This is a genomic window from Mycoplasmopsis adleri, assembly GCF_045276205.1.
GTDB classification, from domain to species: domain Bacteria; phylum Bacillota_I; class Bacilli_A; order Mycoplasmatales; family Metamycoplasmataceae; genus Mycoplasmopsis; species Mycoplasmopsis adleri.
Genome location: NZ_CP174162.1, coordinates 1,060,713 through 1,076,804, shown reverse-complemented (window position 1 = coordinate 1,076,804; position 16,092 = coordinate 1,060,713). Strand labels below are relative to the sequence as shown.

At 26.5% G+C, this 16,092-nt stretch carries 16 protein-coding genes and 1 tRNA gene; 13 read left to right on the top strand and 4 right to left on the bottom strand.

Translation table 4 applies throughout. The features are described 5' to 3' along the window. Positions 1-12: 12 nt before the first annotated feature. From ACJA22_RS04580 to yihA, 3 genes are read left to right on the top strand one after another with little or no spacing between them, the layout of a single operon-like run. Entirely contained in the window at positions 13-1,203 is a 1,191-nt protein-coding gene (locus ACJA22_RS04580) for an acetate/propionate family kinase (protein WP_406617072.1), read from the top strand. A 1-nt stretch (position 1,204) separates the two neighbouring features. Continuing rightward, positions 1,205-1,636, top strand: a complete 432-nt coding sequence (gene coaD, locus ACJA22_RS04575; RefSeq protein WP_406617071.1) for a pantetheine-phosphate adenylyltransferase — start codon at positions 1,205-1,207, stop codon at positions 1,634-1,636. Beyond that, on the top strand, positions 1,636-2,223 hold the full coding sequence (yihA, locus tag ACJA22_RS04570) for a ribosome biogenesis GTP-binding protein YihA/YsxC (protein WP_406617070.1): 588 nt from the start codon (positions 1,636-1,638) through the stop codon (positions 2,221-2,223). Before coaD ends, yihA begins: the two co-directional genes overlap by 1 nt. 154 nt (positions 2,224-2,377) lie before the next feature. Here yihA and ACJA22_RS04565 read toward each other — a convergent pair whose 3' ends face one another. From ACJA22_RS04565 to ACJA22_RS04555, 3 genes are all read right to left on the bottom strand, one after another. Next, positions 2,378-2,809 (bottom strand): hypothetical protein, encoded by a 432-nt coding sequence (locus tag ACJA22_RS04565; protein WP_406617069.1) that lies wholly within the window; start codon positions 2,807-2,809, stop codon positions 2,378-2,380. A gap of 9 nt (positions 2,810-2,818) precedes the next feature. After that, the gene (locus ACJA22_RS04560; protein ID WP_406617068.1) at positions 2,819-3,190 is read right to left on the bottom strand and encodes a hypothetical protein; all 372 of its coding nucleotides are present in this window, start codon (positions 3,188-3,190) and stop codon (positions 2,819-2,821) included. A 286-nt stretch (positions 3,191-3,476) separates the two neighbouring features. Then, the gene (locus tag ACJA22_RS04555) at positions 3,477-4,652 is read right to left on the bottom strand and encodes an IS30 family transposase (protein WP_406617067.1); all 1,176 of its coding nucleotides are present in this window, start codon (positions 4,650-4,652) and stop codon (positions 3,477-3,479) included. A gap of 270 nt (positions 4,653-4,922) precedes the next feature. Between ACJA22_RS04555 and ACJA22_RS04550 the strand changes: the two genes are divergently transcribed. Then, positions 4,923-6,437 carry an MAG1430 family protein gene (locus ACJA22_RS04550; RefSeq protein ID WP_406617066.1) on the top strand — a complete coding sequence of 505 codons (1,515 nt, stop codon included), beginning with the start codon at positions 4,923-4,925 and terminating at the stop codon, positions 6,435-6,437. A 152-nt stretch (positions 6,438-6,589) separates the two neighbouring features. Further along, the gene (pyk, locus tag ACJA22_RS04545; RefSeq protein ID WP_406617065.1) at positions 6,590-8,023 is read left to right on the top strand and encodes a pyruvate kinase; all 1,434 of its coding nucleotides are present in this window, start codon (positions 6,590-6,592) and stop codon (positions 8,021-8,023) included. Positions 8,024-8,077: 54 nt separating this feature from the next. Here pyk and ptsP read toward each other — a convergent pair whose 3' ends face one another. After that, on the bottom strand, positions 8,078-9,790 hold the full coding sequence (gene ptsP, locus ACJA22_RS04540) for a phosphoenolpyruvate--protein phosphotransferase (protein WP_406617064.1): 1,713 nt from the start codon (positions 9,788-9,790) through the stop codon (positions 8,078-8,080). 300 nt (positions 9,791-10,090) lie between these two features. Between ptsP and ACJA22_RS04535 the strand changes: the two genes are divergently transcribed. The 8 genes from ACJA22_RS04535 (at position 10,091) to ACJA22_RS04500 (ending at position 16,089) form a co-directional block, all read left to right on the top strand. Further along, positions 10,091-10,315 (top strand): hypothetical protein, encoded by a 225-nt coding sequence (locus ACJA22_RS04535; RefSeq protein WP_406617063.1) that lies wholly within the window; start codon positions 10,091-10,093, stop codon positions 10,313-10,315. A gap of 180 nt (positions 10,316-10,495) precedes the next feature. Continuing rightward, entirely contained in the window at positions 10,496-11,290 is a 795-nt protein-coding gene (locus ACJA22_RS04530; protein WP_406617022.1) for an MAGa4850 family ICE element protein, read from the top strand. A gap of 34 nt (positions 11,291-11,324) precedes the next feature. After that, positions 11,325-11,400: transfer RNA gene (locus tag ACJA22_RS04525), tRNA-Asp, on the top strand. A gap of 204 nt (positions 11,401-11,604) precedes the next feature. Further along, positions 11,605-12,861, top strand: coding sequence for a hypothetical protein (locus ACJA22_RS04520; protein WP_406617062.1), 1,257 nt, complete (start codon positions 11,605-11,607; stop codon positions 12,859-12,861). Positions 12,862-12,869: 8 nt separating this feature from the next. After that, positions 12,870-13,481, top strand: coding sequence for a hypothetical protein (locus ACJA22_RS04515; RefSeq protein ID WP_406617061.1), 612 nt, complete (start codon positions 12,870-12,872; stop codon positions 13,479-13,481). 122 nt (positions 13,482-13,603) lie between these two features. Beyond that, positions 13,604-15,151 (top strand): type IV secretory system conjugative DNA transfer family protein, encoded by a 1,548-nt coding sequence (locus ACJA22_RS04510; RefSeq protein WP_406617060.1) that lies wholly within the window; start codon positions 13,604-13,606, stop codon positions 15,149-15,151. Between the two features lie 21 nt (positions 15,152-15,172). Further along, positions 15,173-15,391, top strand: coding sequence for a nuclease PIN (locus tag ACJA22_RS04505; protein WP_406617025.1), 219 nt, complete (start codon positions 15,173-15,175; stop codon positions 15,389-15,391). Then, a complete protein-coding gene (locus ACJA22_RS04500) occupies positions 15,391-16,089 on the top strand; it encodes an Mbov_0392 family ICE element protein (RefSeq protein WP_406617026.1) in 699 nt (232 codons plus the stop codon). Before ACJA22_RS04505 ends, ACJA22_RS04500 begins: the two co-directional genes overlap by 1 nt. Positions 16,090-16,092 lie beyond the last annotated feature (3 nt).

Sequence of the window (16,092 nt, the reverse complement as noted above, 5' to 3'; positions counted from 1 at the left end):
TAGGAGAAACATATGAATAAAAAAGTTTTAGTTATTAATGCAGGGAGTAGTTCAATTAAATTACAACTACTTGATAAAGAAAAATTATTTGTTGTAGCTAGTGGATTAGCTGAAAGGATTACACTTGAAGGTTTTGGTGCTGTTACAATTAAAGCCGCCAGCTCAAAAGTTACAAGAGAAGTGCCATTACCAGATCACAAAGTTGCTGTAGAACACATTTTAGAAATGTTAGAAGAATTACATATCATTGATGATATTAAAGAAATTGAACTTATTGGATTTAGAGTTGTGCATGGTGGACCATTCTTCACACATACAGTTAAATTAACAAATAAAGAAATTGATTTAATTGAACAAGCCAAAATTTATGCACCTTTACATAACCCTGGAGCTGTACAAGCTATGCGTGCTTTCCAAAAAGTTATGCCTGATGCTAAGATGTCTGTTGACTTTGATACAGCGTTCCACACAAGCATTCCAGATGTTAATGCAATTTACCCAATTCCACTACAAATCAGTGAAAAATACAAAATTAGAAGATATGGTGCACACGGTATTAGCCACGAATACATTATGCTTAAAGTAAGAGAATTACTTAAAAAAGATAAAGTTAATGTATTAAGTATGCATATCGGTAATGGAGCATCATTATGCGCTATTAAAGATAACAAATCATTTGATACATCAATGGGTCTTACACCTCTTGCTGGTATTATGATGGGTTCTCGTTCAGGCGATATTGATCCATCTATTCATGAATTTGTAATTAATCAAACCGGAATGGATATCCATGAATTTACCAACATGCTAAATAAACAATCAGGAATGCTTGGAGTATCAGAACTTTCAAGTGACTTAAGAGATATTACTGCTGCTATTTTAAATGGAAATAAAAAAGCACAATTTGCTTTCGATTTATATTGCCAAAGAATAATTGACTACGCAGCATCTTACGCTAACAAATTAGGCAAAGTTGATGCTATTGTCTTTACAGCTGGCGTAGGTGAAAACACACCTGAATTACGTGAAAAAGTGATTGAAAACTTACACTTTGCAAACATTGAAATCGATAAAGATTTAAACTGAAAACCATACGATGATTATGTTGAACTTTCAACTAAAAATTCAGAAGTTAAAGTTTATGTAATTAGAACAAATGAAGAATTATTAATAGCAAAACATGCTATTGATTTATATAAATAATATGAAACAAAATAAAATTGCTATTTATCCAGGTTCTTTTGACCCGCTTCACGATGGTCATATTTCAGTTTTAGAAAAAGGTCTTTTATTATTTGACAAAATCATTATGGTTGTATCAATTAATCCGGACAAAGACAATTTAGAAGGCATTGAGCAAAGATATCAAGAAGCTAAAGCTAAATTAAGTAAGTATCCAAATGTTGAAGTTATTCTTAATAAGAATGATTTAATTGCCAATATTGCTAAACAATATCATGCTAACTTCATAATCAGATCAGCTCGTAATACAACTGATTATGCTTATGAATTAGAATTAGCAGCTGGTAATCATGCATTAAATAATAAACTTGAAACAATTTTGATCTTACCTAATTACGACATGATTGATTATTCTTCAACCTTAATTAGACATAAAGAAAAACTAGGATTATAATGTGAAAATTTGTTAAATCTGTTTTAGATAAAAGCCAATGATTAGATGTTAAAAGCCATATGCAAATTTGCTTTTGAGGACGTTCAAATGTCGGCAAAAGTTCGCTTTTAAATGCTTTAATTGGTCAAAATATTTCATACGTTTCAAAGCGTCCAGGTAGAACTCAACTTATTAATTATTTTAATGAAGATGATAATTATATAATTGATTTTCCTGGCTATGGTTATGCTAAAATGTCTAAAGAAAAAATTGAACATATGAATAAATGTGTTCGTGATTATTTAGCGCATGAACCAAATGAAAAAGTCTTATTCTTATTAATTGATGCTCGTACCGGAATTACCAAAAACGACTTTGAAACAATTGAATTCGTCAAAAAAATTAAATGACCTTACCATATTATTTATACAAAAATTGATAAATTAAACCAAAAAGAAAAATCGCAATTAATCAAAAAACATAATGAATATGTTGCTAATAATTTATTTAAAGATAATTCAAGAGCCTTTTTAGTTTCGAGCGAAAAAAGAATCAATTTAGATGAGTTAATTGAGTTCATTCAAGAACTATTTTATGCCGTGCTATAAAATTGCTTACTATATTGTAATTACAAACGCAACACCTTAATGTGGGTGCGTTTTTTTGTATTAAAAAAGATATACCTATTATAAAGATATATCTTCTTAATGTAAGGTGTAGATTTTTAATTATAATCTCGTAACAAAAGGTTTTTTGTTTTTCTTATTCGCTTAAAGTCTTCTTTTTATTAAAATCAACATTTTTTAAATTCATTATTGAAGCAGCTAATGTTAAAAATGGGATAAATAAACCGATTATAGTAATCGTTTGAATTCTTGCTGTTTTTGCTCTTACTGTTAATGCAATATTAAAACCGAAACAAATGAGGTGGAATAATAATGCACAAGATGCTAAAAAATAGAATGAAAGAACTATAGATAGATCTTGTCTAAACATAATAGTAACAAAATATGAAAAAGGAGAATTTGTGAATGTAGGATTCATTTCGTGTAGTGCTTCATATGTTTGTTTATCTGCTACATTAAATAGTAATGCAGAAAGAAATAATAAAAGAACCATGAAACAAAAAAGTGCTTGGAATGATCAAAATACTATATATAAAATACTTGGTTTTTTGCTTTTATCTATTTTCATTTTATACTCCTAGTTAGTTTCTTCAACTTTTTCTTCAACTTTTGCTTCTTCTTTTGGTTTTTTCGATAGTTCAACCATTGCTATTATTGAACCAATAAAAGCAACTAATGGAACTCCAATTCCAACAGCATATAGTACATATATTTTTGTTACTGGACACTTACAAATCAAATAAATATTGATGCAATAAAAAACAATAAGAAGAATTACATTTGGTGTCAATAATAATCAAGATGAGACCATTATAGAAATTCTTTGAGCTCCTGAAGCATTTTTTCAATATGCTATGGAAAGTATTGTAAGCGGAACTGATAAAACTAATGTAATAGAATAAAGAATAATATTTGTTAAGTTTAATGCTTTGTTTGTTTTTTCGTTCATATATACCTTTCTTTGTTACAAACTAATTATACACTTAAAGTTAGTTTGCAAAAAGTAATAGTATTTTTCCGTTTTTTTATATAAATTCCAATTTTAAAAGTCCTAATTTTGCGTAAAATCAAAAATGTTACAAAAATTATAAATTATTACCAAGAAAAGCTTTAAAATCCTAAAAAAATTTAAACGAAAATACCAAGTTTTGTAAAAAACTTGAGTTTTTTGCTTACTTTTTTCCAAAAAAGTAAGTGCCTTTTTGTCAAACTTTTTAGTACATAAAAAGTTTGGATTAGAAGCGAATGCTTCTCTTGTAATTATTTATAAAATCCATAACAGGAGTCAAATCTTGACCGTAGTAAGGGTCTATAGACTTGCCTTTTTTAAAATACCGTCTTAATAACCTGTGGCAGTTTTCGATAGAGCCTTTTTCTCCCGAACAATATGGGTGACATTTATATATTTGCTTAATACCTGGCACTTCATCTAGTTTCGCATTTTCACTACCATTATCTATGGTTAGCGAATCTATTGTCAAGTTATATTTTTGCATTAGGTATATCAGCCCATCTCTAACACCAGTGCTAGTCCGCCGTACCATATGAAAATAGAAGCGTCTAGTCTTTCTATTAATTAGCGTTACGAAACAACATTGATCAGTTTTTGAACCAATAACAGTATCTAATTCATAATCATTATCTCTAAGTCTTTCATTGATTTCTGTGCTGCGTTGATCAATGCTAACTCCAATCTTTTTAAGCTTTCGACTGTCTCTTTTTGGGGGTCGTTTTTGTTTAATTCCTTTGGTGGATAAATTGACCAAAATGCCTATTTCAAGGTCTTTAAAGACTCTTTGTGATATCAAATTATATACCATAGATTTTGAAGGTTTATAGCTGTTTGGATACTTTTCTTCAAATCTTCTTAATATTTCGTTAGCGCTTAGCTTAGGCGTTCTTTTTGCTAAATCTTTATTATTTCTATTTTGGGTATAATCATCAAAAAGCTCTGTTCAAAAATTTCTAAAATCTTGATATTGTTCTATTTTCTTTTTTGAATATGCTATTCTTTTACTTTTATCAAAATTAGCAACATTTATCATAAATTCATCAAGATTTAAATAACGAACTTTTTTAATTTTAGCATCACAACAATCACAGGTTTTTCTATCGCCTTTGCCTAAATATATTCCTTTTGAATATTTAAATAAAAACCTTTTAATCGCTTTAGTCGATATTTCAATATTTTGAGATATTTCTTTTAAAGATTGAAAATTTAGTAATCCATATATTATCTGAAACACTTCTGCAAAACCGATATGGTTTTTGTGTGTCGAGTAGTTTTTCGAGCGGCTTAAAATTTCAGAGTAATTCTTATCAACAGCGAAATGAATTTGTGAAGTTTGAATTTTGTTATGCACATTTTTACTTCTAACCAAAGTATAGAAAATTTTTTTATCGTTTTTCATATATAATTATGTTGTCCTTTCTTTTTATCATTTTTATTTTACCAAAAGGACAGAAAAATCCCGACATTTTCAAATGTTGGGACTTTTATTTCTGGAATGAATATTTCCGTTTTTTTATTCAAAAAATTCTTCATCTTTTTTATATTGTAGCTTTTGTAATTACAATCTAATAATCTATTTTGTGCCAAGTTATAAAATGGCTTTTTTATTGTAATTATGATAAAATATTAAATATATTATTTAACTTAGTACTAGTAAAGGATATTAATTATGACTTCAAAAGGTAAAATTATTCTTTTAAGCTCAATTGCAACAGTTGCTGCTATAGCTCCTGCTGCTGTTTTAGCTTTTAACATTTCTAAACAAAAACATGATAATGATGTAATTGCCCAAGCTAAAAAGTTTAAATTCATGATTAATCCTGAAGCTATACAACCTAGTGGTGAACCAGCTAAATTAGAGGATGGAACTATTGTAGCTACACCAAATGTTAAATATAATAAAGCCACTCATTATGCTAGTGAATATGCTTACGCATCATATTCTGTTTATTATACTGATTATAAACAACTTGAACCAGCTTTAATTAGCAATTCAAAATTCTGAGACGACATTATTTACAAATATCCTTCACAACTTAATAAAACATTTTATTTAGCAAACGAAAAGCGTGATCTTTCTCTTCAAGACTTTGAAAATGATTATTATTTTTACTTCCACTCATATGCTAATGACTTCGATGGCAAATTATACTTAAGAGTATATTTTGAAAAGAAAACCAAAGATTTATCATCAAAAGCTGTAACAACTGAAGAAGTTAGAAAAAGAAAACCATCTTGAGAATTTGTTGATTATGTAATGGATGGATTTAAGAAAAGAGACATTAATAATGCCGATTTCCAAACTAACTCATTAAAACAATATAATCCAGGTTTCCACAAGTTCAATATGCATAATTCAATAAGATACCTATTTTGAAAAGGTGATTTTGATCTTAAAAACGGATACAAAAAACTTGATGACTTATTAGTAAATTCATACGATCAACTTAAAAGTAATGATAAATTACCAACAGTTAAAGGCGAAAATAAAGAACAAATAGAAGCTGCTCATTCAGCATTTAACAGTGTATTTTGAATTACTGAAACAGTTTCAATGAATGATGAACATAGCCCTAAATTCTCAATTGATAAAACTAAACCAATTTGAGTAACTAAAGAAGCTGGTTCAAATGATAAGTTAATTTTCCACTACTACATCAAATCATTTATTTCAGATGCTAAGTATAATGATAAAGACAGTTTAAACCAATCAAAAGAAATTCAAATTAAGGAAGAACAAACATACGAATATCACTTTGATTACTATAAATTAAAGGAATTGGGAAAATTTATTAAAGTTGTACCAGTACCTGGAGTTGAATTAAATACTATTAAAGTTTCTGATTTAATCTTTAACTCATGAAGTACAACCAGCGATATTCATGTTAATACAAAAGGTGGTTACTTCAACAACCTTAATATTATTCTAAATACAGAAGATCCTGATTATCCAAAGAATCTTAGTTTTAATCCAGCAGTTAAATTCTATACAATAAGCAACGCAAACAGTGAAGTATTTAACAATACAACATATAAACCTGAAGCTGCAACTTTTGGTAAACCAATTGTTATTTCAGATCCAAAAGCTGGTAAAGCAACCTTTGTTTATACTATTGAAAATGCTAACGACAGCAATAAACAATACGTTGGTTTCTATGAATTATCTGGTTTTAAACCGGAATAATTTTCCTATTGCAAATAAAAAATAATCCCTTAAAAAATGGTAATATTACCATAATCCATAATAGATATTTATAATATATTTATAAATACATTTTTAAATTTAATAAAATAATAATTGAAAATATGTGGTTCGACTATTTTTAAGGAGAAAAAATGAACTTAACAGATAAAAGAAGCAAATTAGTAGTAACAATTGGTCCATCAAGCGACAACTACAATACTTTACGTGCGATTGTTGAAGCTGGAGCAACATGTGTTAGAGCAAACTTTAGTCACGGTTCTCATGAAGAACACTTAAACAAATTCTTATTAGCAAAGAAAATTTCAGAAGATATGCACTTACCAGTATCATTAATGCTTGATACAAAAGGTCCTGAAATTCGTGTTGGTGTTATGAAAGACGGAATTCAATTAATTCCTGCTGAACATGAAATTAAAATTTACACAACAAAAGAAAAATACGAAAACTTCGAAGGAACTTCAGATGAAGTAACAGTTTCATACGATATGTCTAAAGACTTAAAAGAAGGAAATGTTATTTTATTTGACGATGGTAAATTAACATCAGTAGTTACAAAAGTTGGCAAAGGTTATGTAATTGCTAAAATATTAAACTCACACAAACTTAAAACCAACAAGAGAATTAACTTACCAGGTGTTGACTTCTCATTACCATTCTTAAGTGAAAAAGACATTGATGATGTTAAATTTGGTATTCAAGTAGGTGTTCACTATATCGCTGCATCATTTGTTAATAATGCTCAAAACGTTAAAGAATTAAGAAAATTATTAGATGACAATGGTGGAAAACATATTAAGATTATTTCAAAAATCGAAAGCCATTTAGGTATTAAAAACATCGATGAAATTATTGAAGCATCAGATGGTATTATGGTAGCTCGTGGTGACTTAGGTCTTGAAATTCCTTATTATGATGTTCCATATTTTGAAAAAGTGATGATCAGAAAATGCCGTGAAGCTGGTAAACCAATCGTTGTTGCTACACAAATGTTAGACTCAATGGAAAACAACCCACATCCAACACGTGCTGAAGTCACAGACGTTTACTATGCAACAGAATTAGGAGCTGATGCAACAATGCTTTCAGGTGAAACAGCATCAGGTTCATACCCTGTTGAATCAGTATTAACAATGACAAATATTAACAAACGCGCTGAAATGGAATTCTACGACAAAACTTATTACGGCATCCAATTAGAAGAAGTTAGAAAGATTTCTAATCCACGTGAAAACAAGAGAGCAAGAATTGCTTATGAAGTTGCTAACAGAACTCGTTTTGGTGATTACAAATTCGCAGTTGTTCTTTCAAGAACTGGTAAACTTTTAGAAGAAGTTGCTAAATTCCGTCCAAACACAATTATTGTTGGTGTTGTAAATGACAAAAACTTAATTGGTGAATTCGGTGTAACATCAAGTGTTTGAGTATCATTAGATTCAGAAAAATACTTTGATTTAATCAAAAAAGACAAAGCTGCTGCATTAGAAGTTCTTAAACCTTATGGTGTTAAAAAAGGCGACAGATTCCTAGTAGTTGAAAACGAAAGCATGACTGAAATGAAATTATAATTTCAAAAATTGATAATGAAAATATCGTCCTCAAAAACGATATTTTTTCATACTTTATTTGATGTTTCACTTAAGTAAAAGTTTCTTCACTTGTGTCTCATCTTCCATTTTTATAGCCTTTTTCGCCAATTTTTGTAAATCTTTTTGATTAAGTTTGCTAAGTTGTTCTCTTATCTTTAAGACACAACTATTATTCATAGAAAGCTCATCAATTCCAAGCCCAATTAATAAAGGTACAAGTTGTCTATTACCTGCTATTTCGCCACAAATACCAACAGGTTTATTATTCTTATGAGCCCCGTCAATGATGCTTTTAATCATTCTTAAAATCGATGGATTAAGTGGTTGATATAAATAAGAAAGGTTTTGATTCATTCTATCAGCAGCCATTGTGTATTGGATTAAATCATTTGAACCAATTGAAACAAAGTCAGCATATTTACAAAACTTATCTGCTAATATAGCAGCTGCTGGTGTTTCAATCATCATACCTACTTTGATTTCATTTAAAGATTTAATGTCATCATCTTCTTTTTTAACTTCATTATATGTTTCAATAAAGATATGTTTAGCTTTTAAAAATTCTTCAATAGTTGTAATCATTGGAAACATAATTGATAGATTACCATACTTGCTTGCTTTAATTAACGCTCTCAATTGTGTTTTAAAAATATCTTGGTGCTTTTCAGATAAACAAAAACGTATAGCTCTTACACCTAAAAAAGTATTTAATTCAGTATCAAAGTTATAATAGTTCAATAATTTGTCTCCGCCAATATCAAGTGTTCTAATAATTACAGTTTTTGATTTAGACATTTGTAATATCTTTTTATAAACATTAAATTGTTCTTGTTCGGTAGGTCAATGATCATTATCTAAATAAAGAAATTCAGTTCTAAAAAGACCTATTCCTTCAGCGCCACATTCATATGCAACCTTAGCATCATGGCAAGAGTTAATATTTGCTAATATCTCTATTTTATAGTTATCTTGGGTAATTGAAGGTAATTCTTTAAACTTATTTAATTCATTTAAATAGTTAGAATAATCATCTCTTAAAGTTTTATATTTTTTAAGATCTTTTTCATCCGGATTAATAATTACAGTTCCACTATTTCCGTCAAGAATTACTAAGTCGCCAGTTTGAACTTTATTAACTAGATCTTTACAATTAACCACACAAGGTATATTCATATTTTTAGCTAAGATAACGCTATGTGATGTATAACTACCAAATTCAGTAGCAAAACCTTTTACAAACTCTGTATTTAATTTAACAGTTTGAGATGGTCTAAGATTACTTGCTATAACTATGACATCATGATTAATCTGATCTAGTTCTACTTCATTTTGATTTTCATAATACATTATGAATCTTCTTAATGTATCTTTGATGTCATTTGCCCTTTCTTTGAAATATTCGTCATCCATTTGGTTAAAACTTTTAATAATCTTTGAATAATATTCATTAGTTGCATAAATTGCAGATTTATGTTGATTTAAGATAGCATTTTTAATGTATTCATGTGCTTCAGGATCTTTAGCAATCGCAAGATGTGCTTCAAAAATTTGTTTTTGATTTTTATCATCAATCGAGTCAATAATTTCTTGAATTTTAGAGCAAACTTTTTTAAGAACTTTTTCATAAAAAGCTAACTCTTTTTCGGCATCCTTACCATTATATAAAATGTTTGAAGAGATATCATTGATTACAAAAACTTTAGCAATTACAATACCTCTTGAAGTTCCTAGGCCTTTAATTTTCATAGCAAAACTCTTTTCTATTATTTATAAGTGCTAATATTTTATTATTTTCTGAAAATTGTTCAAACAAATAGAGATATGAAATTTATTAAGCAAAAATATCAAGTGCTTTAAAGGCATTTTTGAAACACATATATTAACAATTCTGCCTTTTTTATAGTAATATACAATAAATTTAGTATTGAACTTTTAAACAATTTGTAAGAAAAATTTAAAGAAAATTATTGAAAATAATTTTAATTAGATTTTACGAAAATGTATAAAATATTAACATAAATGTTAATATAGCATTAAAGGAGATTGATGAAAAATAATAGAAAATTAATTTTAAGTTTAGCAGTTACAACATTTGTAACTCCTTTTGCAGTTGTTTCATGTGTACCATCATGCAAAAATAATAGTTCAACGAATGAAAATCCAAGTATTATCGAACAAGCGAAAAAACTAGTAAGTTACGATAAGCCATCATATATCAATGCATCTTCAAAAATAATGGAAGTGTTTAAAAATGTAGGGTTGAACCTTTAAGAAAAAAGGAAAAGCAAGATCGTAAGGTCTTGTTTTTTTATCGTTTTGTTAGTTAAAAAAATTAGTTAGTTAAAAGAATAAAAAAACGAGGGAAGAACCCCCTCGAAGAACACTAAATATATTATACAAGAAATGTTCTTCCTTCGTTTAAAAAATTTTTAATTTGTTAGGAGACATTTTATGGGTAAATTTAGTGAACTTCATTTATTAGAACAAGAAGCTAGATTAAACAATGATTATAGTGAACTGGATAAATTTTGAAGAGAACAGAAATGAAAGGAAAATTATGATAAAAAAATCTATGACAAGTTAGATGAAAAATTGATTGAGGTGATACTAAAATCAAAAATAGTTATTGGTGAAAGTTATTATCAAAAGCTAAAAACAAATAAGGTATTACTTGAAATATTTATAGTGCTAAAAACATTAGGCAAAAAAGGAATTAAAACTTCTGATTTGATAGCTTTCGGTTTTAAAAAAACAAGTATCAAAAATGCTATTAAAAAACTACTTAATTTAGGAATTTTAGATTCAAAAATTTATAAAGAATTTAGATTGTTAAAATTAAGAAAAAAAGTCCTTAAAAAACCTAAAGAAAGTTTTTGAATTTTGAAGAAAAAAGATACTTGAAAAATCTTTTTGCTTTATGGTTTAGATGCAGCTATTATGTATGTGATTAATAGCTTCAAAAGTAAGGTTTATAAGTGAGATAAAAAATTGCATTCAGTCCCTACAAGACGAAGGGTAATTTTGCAGAATGCTTACTATAAAAATTTAAACATTTCGGATACAAAAATTTACTTATTGAATAAAATGATTTGTAATTATTTTTTAGTTCGTTATAGAGAAATGTTTGGAATTATTCATAAACGAAAAACTAAATTTATAACGGTTAAAAGTAAGAAAGAAAAACTTATTCATAAATTTATTGGTTATGAATTTAAAACTTTACGTTATTTGTTAATGCAAATTTAATTAGATTTAAAACTTTTTTAAAACGGTAATAAATGATTTAGTAGTAGAGTGGTTAATACGCTTCCCTGTCACGGAAGAGATCGCGGGTTCAATTCCTGTCTAAATCGCCATATGGATTAAGTTCAAAAAAAATTGCTGTTTTAAAAACTAATTGAATTTTATGTTTTGATAATGATTTTGGCACTATGTGTCTATTTTAGTTTTAAGTTGATGAAAAAAATAATAAATTTGTAATTAAGTAATGTTGTTAAGGACAAAATTATTAATTTAAATTATTAACGGTAATAAATATTTATTACCGTGAATCATTGCATATGATGGGGAAAGTAGTGTTTAAAGTAGAAACAAAGTTTAATTTCATAACTCCTAATACTTCATACAAAACAGGATTAGGAAACGAACATAATTTTAAAAACTGAGTTAACTCTGGAATGGTAGTTGAATATATTACTAGAAAAGATAAATGCGTTGTTTTTAATAATGATGAAAATAACTATGATGCTATGAATTTAATGATGAACAAAGAAGAAAAAATTGCTTGATATCGTTCACATTTAAAAATTAATCAAAATAGCGAACAATCTGGTCTTTATAACTTATTAGACACTGAACCCAATGATGTAGAACTTGGAAAAGTTAAAAATGATTTAAAAAATTTGAAAGGTAATTTTTGAGAATTAATTGTTAATCCTGGTGATTTGGGACTTGATAATAATATTTTATGTAAAGATAAATGACATGAAGTATTACAAGAAAACTTTAAGCGATTTTTAAAAGCTAATAACTTTGATATAGATAATGTTAATGTTTATTATTCAATCCATGGAAATACTAATTATCCTCATGTGCATATGTTTTGATATGAAAAAGAACCTAAGCATAAAAGAGCAAAATTAGACTTAAATTCTATAAATGTATTTGGATATAAAGTTGGTTTGTCAATTAAATATGATGAAGATTATCAAAAGATAAATGAACTTACTAAAGAAATTTGAGATACTAGAAAACAAATTACAGAAACTATAAGTAAACATTTTCAAAATAATATTAAAACTGATAATAACAAAAATTTATATGGTGAATTTATTAAAGCATCTAAAAATATTCTCGATGAAATAAATAATAAAAAGAATATTTCATATATGCGTTTATCTGATGAAAACAAAGAAAACATTGAAATTATTAAGAAATTTTTACTAAATTCTGATAATGATTACTCTAAGCTGTTTAATTCATATCAAAAGCAAATTGAAAATTTAAACAAATTGGATATAGAAGATAAATTTCTTAAAGAACGAATTAATAAAATTATTGAAAAAGAAATGGACGATTTTCAAAAACAAGTTGGAAACAAAATTATTAAATCATTATTAAAGGCTTATGAAGAAACTAATAAAAAAGCCTTTAGCAATATTAAAGGTTTTGGAAATTTTTTTAGATCGTTTATGAATATATTTGGTTTAAACCGTTCTGAACTTGCATTAAGAAATTTAGCAGAAAGAGAATTCTTAGCTAAAGATATGAAAGAACTAGAAATGATAGAAGATGTATATCGTAGTAGATTACATTAGAGGTAATTATGGATGATGAAAGAATTTCAAAAGGTAAAATAGTTGGAAAAACATTGCTTTCTATTATAGCTAGTGTATTTTTGTTCTTTGTTTTTGCTTTTATTATTAATATTTTGATAGGCAAAAACAAAAGTCCAACAAATTATCAATTGTTTTGAAAATCTACAGTTAATGTAATGAAAACAAAAACTAATATTTTTATTTACACTGGTATAGGAATTGTGATTTTTACTTTTGGTTTTATTTTTTGGCCTCAAATTAAATCATTAGGTAAAAAAATATCAAACTATTTATTGGGTGCCAAAGCTAGCCAAAATTGACTATGAAATTATCGATTAAATGAAGGTTCTAAAAGTAAATACAATAAATTATTTAGAAAAATGATTACTAATAAAACTGAAGCTAATTGATTATTTACTTTTAGTAAAAGTCAAAAATATTGATATATAAATGATAAAGATGATAATGCAATAGTTAATGGTCCGCCTGGCTCTGGTAAAACACATAGAGTAATTTTGCCTAATATAGAATTTATGGCTCAGCTTGATTATTATAAAAAACCTCATTTGATTATTAGTGATCCTAAAAAGAAATTATTAAGTTTACAGGTAAACTTTTAGAAGAAAATAATTACAAAATTTATACAATTGATTTTAGTGAACCAAAATTATCTTTAAAGTGAAATCCATTATCTTATGCCTGAGATTTAGTTAAAAATGATAATAAATTTAAAGATTTAACTATGGAAGATAGAATCAATAAAGCTTTAGAAGTAATTAATAATGTTATTGAAAGTCTTAATTGAGGTAAGGCTACGAATGGTAATATGTGAATTAGCCAAGGCAAAAAATCTTTAATTGTTATCGCTAACTTTCTTTTATTTTTAGCACTTGATGATAAAAATTTAATTCATAAGGATAACTTTAATTTTGAAACTATTGCTTCTTTATTAAATACTTCTCATTGAGAAAATGATAAGAAAATTTCTAGTTGAATTCTTTATGCTAAAAAACGTGCTCTTGTTGATAATGATTATTATTGAAAGAAAATTTATAACAATATTGAAGATTTATCTAAAACTCCTAAAGAAACTTTTGGTGGCATATTAGCCGAAGCACAAAGTGTTTTAAACGTTTTTAATAATGATGAAAATTTAAAAATGATTTTAAGAGATACTGATAGTTTTGATTTAGTCAATATTGCTTCTGATACGAAACCTTTTGCTATATTTATACATTATCCAGATCATAAACCTACTTCTCATTTTTTAGTCAGCATGTTAGTAGAACAAATTTATCAAGCTTTGATTGAAACTGCTAATAAAACGGATACACTCAAATTAGATAGAAAAGCATTCTTTTTACTTGATGAATTTGGAAATTTACCAGTAGTTGTAAATTTTGATAATAAATTAACTATTTGTCGTTCTAGAAATATATTTTTTATGTTAGTTGTTCAAGATTACAATCAAATTAAAAAATATAACATTTATGGAGAGGGAACAGCACAAGTTATTAAAAATAGTTGTCAAGTAGTATATTTTTTAGCTTCTAATGATGAACAAACACTTAATGATATTTCAAAAGCTTTAGGAACTAAAGAAGTTGTTGCTAAAAGTTATACTTCTTCAAATACAAATAATAATTCTAGTTCTACTGAGAGTGAAAAATCTAAACCTGTAATGGAAGTAGCAGAATTAAAATCTAAAAAACCAGATGATTTAATAATTATTAAAAATGGATATAAGCCAATTTTAATTAAAACTTTATTAGCTTATAAATATTTTTCTAATGATAACTATGTATATACAAAAAATGAAAGTAAATTAATTAGAAATGCAGATTTTGAATTATTTGATATTCGTAGCTTAGAAAAAATAATTCGAATTAATGCAGCTGAAGAAAAACAAAATAATCAAAATAAACAAATTGATACCAATAATAATGAAAATAATGGTTTAACTGAAGCACAAAAAATTAAACGTATGAAAATAGTTTTTGGTAAGTTAAAACTTTGATATGAATATCAGAATACTAAAAATGATCATATGCGAACCTTAATTCCTCATAAGAAAAATATACTTAAAGGTAAATTAGATCGAATATTTTCTGAAATGTGAGATCAATATGTTAATGATGATTTAGAAAATGATTTGATTAATATTCTTTGAGCTGAAGCTAAAGAAAAACAAATTCCTAATTATCATGACTTAGATGCAGATACTTTAATTGATTTATTACATCCAGATCAAAAATTACAAATTAATAAAAATGATAAGACTAAGACATAGTTTTATCAGAAAGGAAAAATTATGCAAGAAATTAAAAACAATAAATTTGATGAAACTTTATTAAGTGAAGAATCAAAACAAAAATTAGATCAAGATTTAAAACAAAATGGGATTAAAAGCATTTATTTAAAACCTTATTTAGACACTTTAAAAAAACTTGATCCTATTAAATTTGAAGATAATCAAAAAATAAGTATTCAAGAATTAAAAGATGCTTTAAGAAATAAAGGAGATAAATAATGATTAATTTTAAATATGATGATATTTCTTATTTAACTCAATATGCCGATTTATTAGAAAATGACCAAGATGTTTTAAATCAATTTAATTACTGATTAAAGGTAATTAATGATAATGAATTACAAAATCATTATAAAAATGAAGTTATTAAGATTAATAACAATATGCCAAATGTGCATGATGATATAAATCAAAAAATATGTTGAAATTTACTTGGCGGTGATACTAATATTGAAAATTTAAAACAATATAACGTATTGTTAAAAACACTTGGAAATGAAGATGTATGAAATCAAAGTGATCAAAACTTAAAATATGGTATGAGTGATTTTATGTCAGAAAATAATTACGCTTTAAAAGAAGATATGCTAGAAATCATTGATCAAGATTTTAAAGAAAATGGAATAAATAGCCAATATATTTATTCATTTAATTCATCTAGTGCTTTAAATAATGAATATGGAGATTATGTATATATTGATCCATATTTACATATGCATAATAAAGATATTAAGGATATTGAAGAAGAATACATTGAAAATTTAGCTTCTTTAAAATTAGATGAAATCATTGATTTAAATAATAAAGAAAGTATTGATGCAAATAATAATGAATATCAAATAACTTTTTTTGGTTTTTTCAATAGTGATAATGAAGAATCAAAAGAAGAAACCAATGCTAATTCATTAAAAAGATAAGAG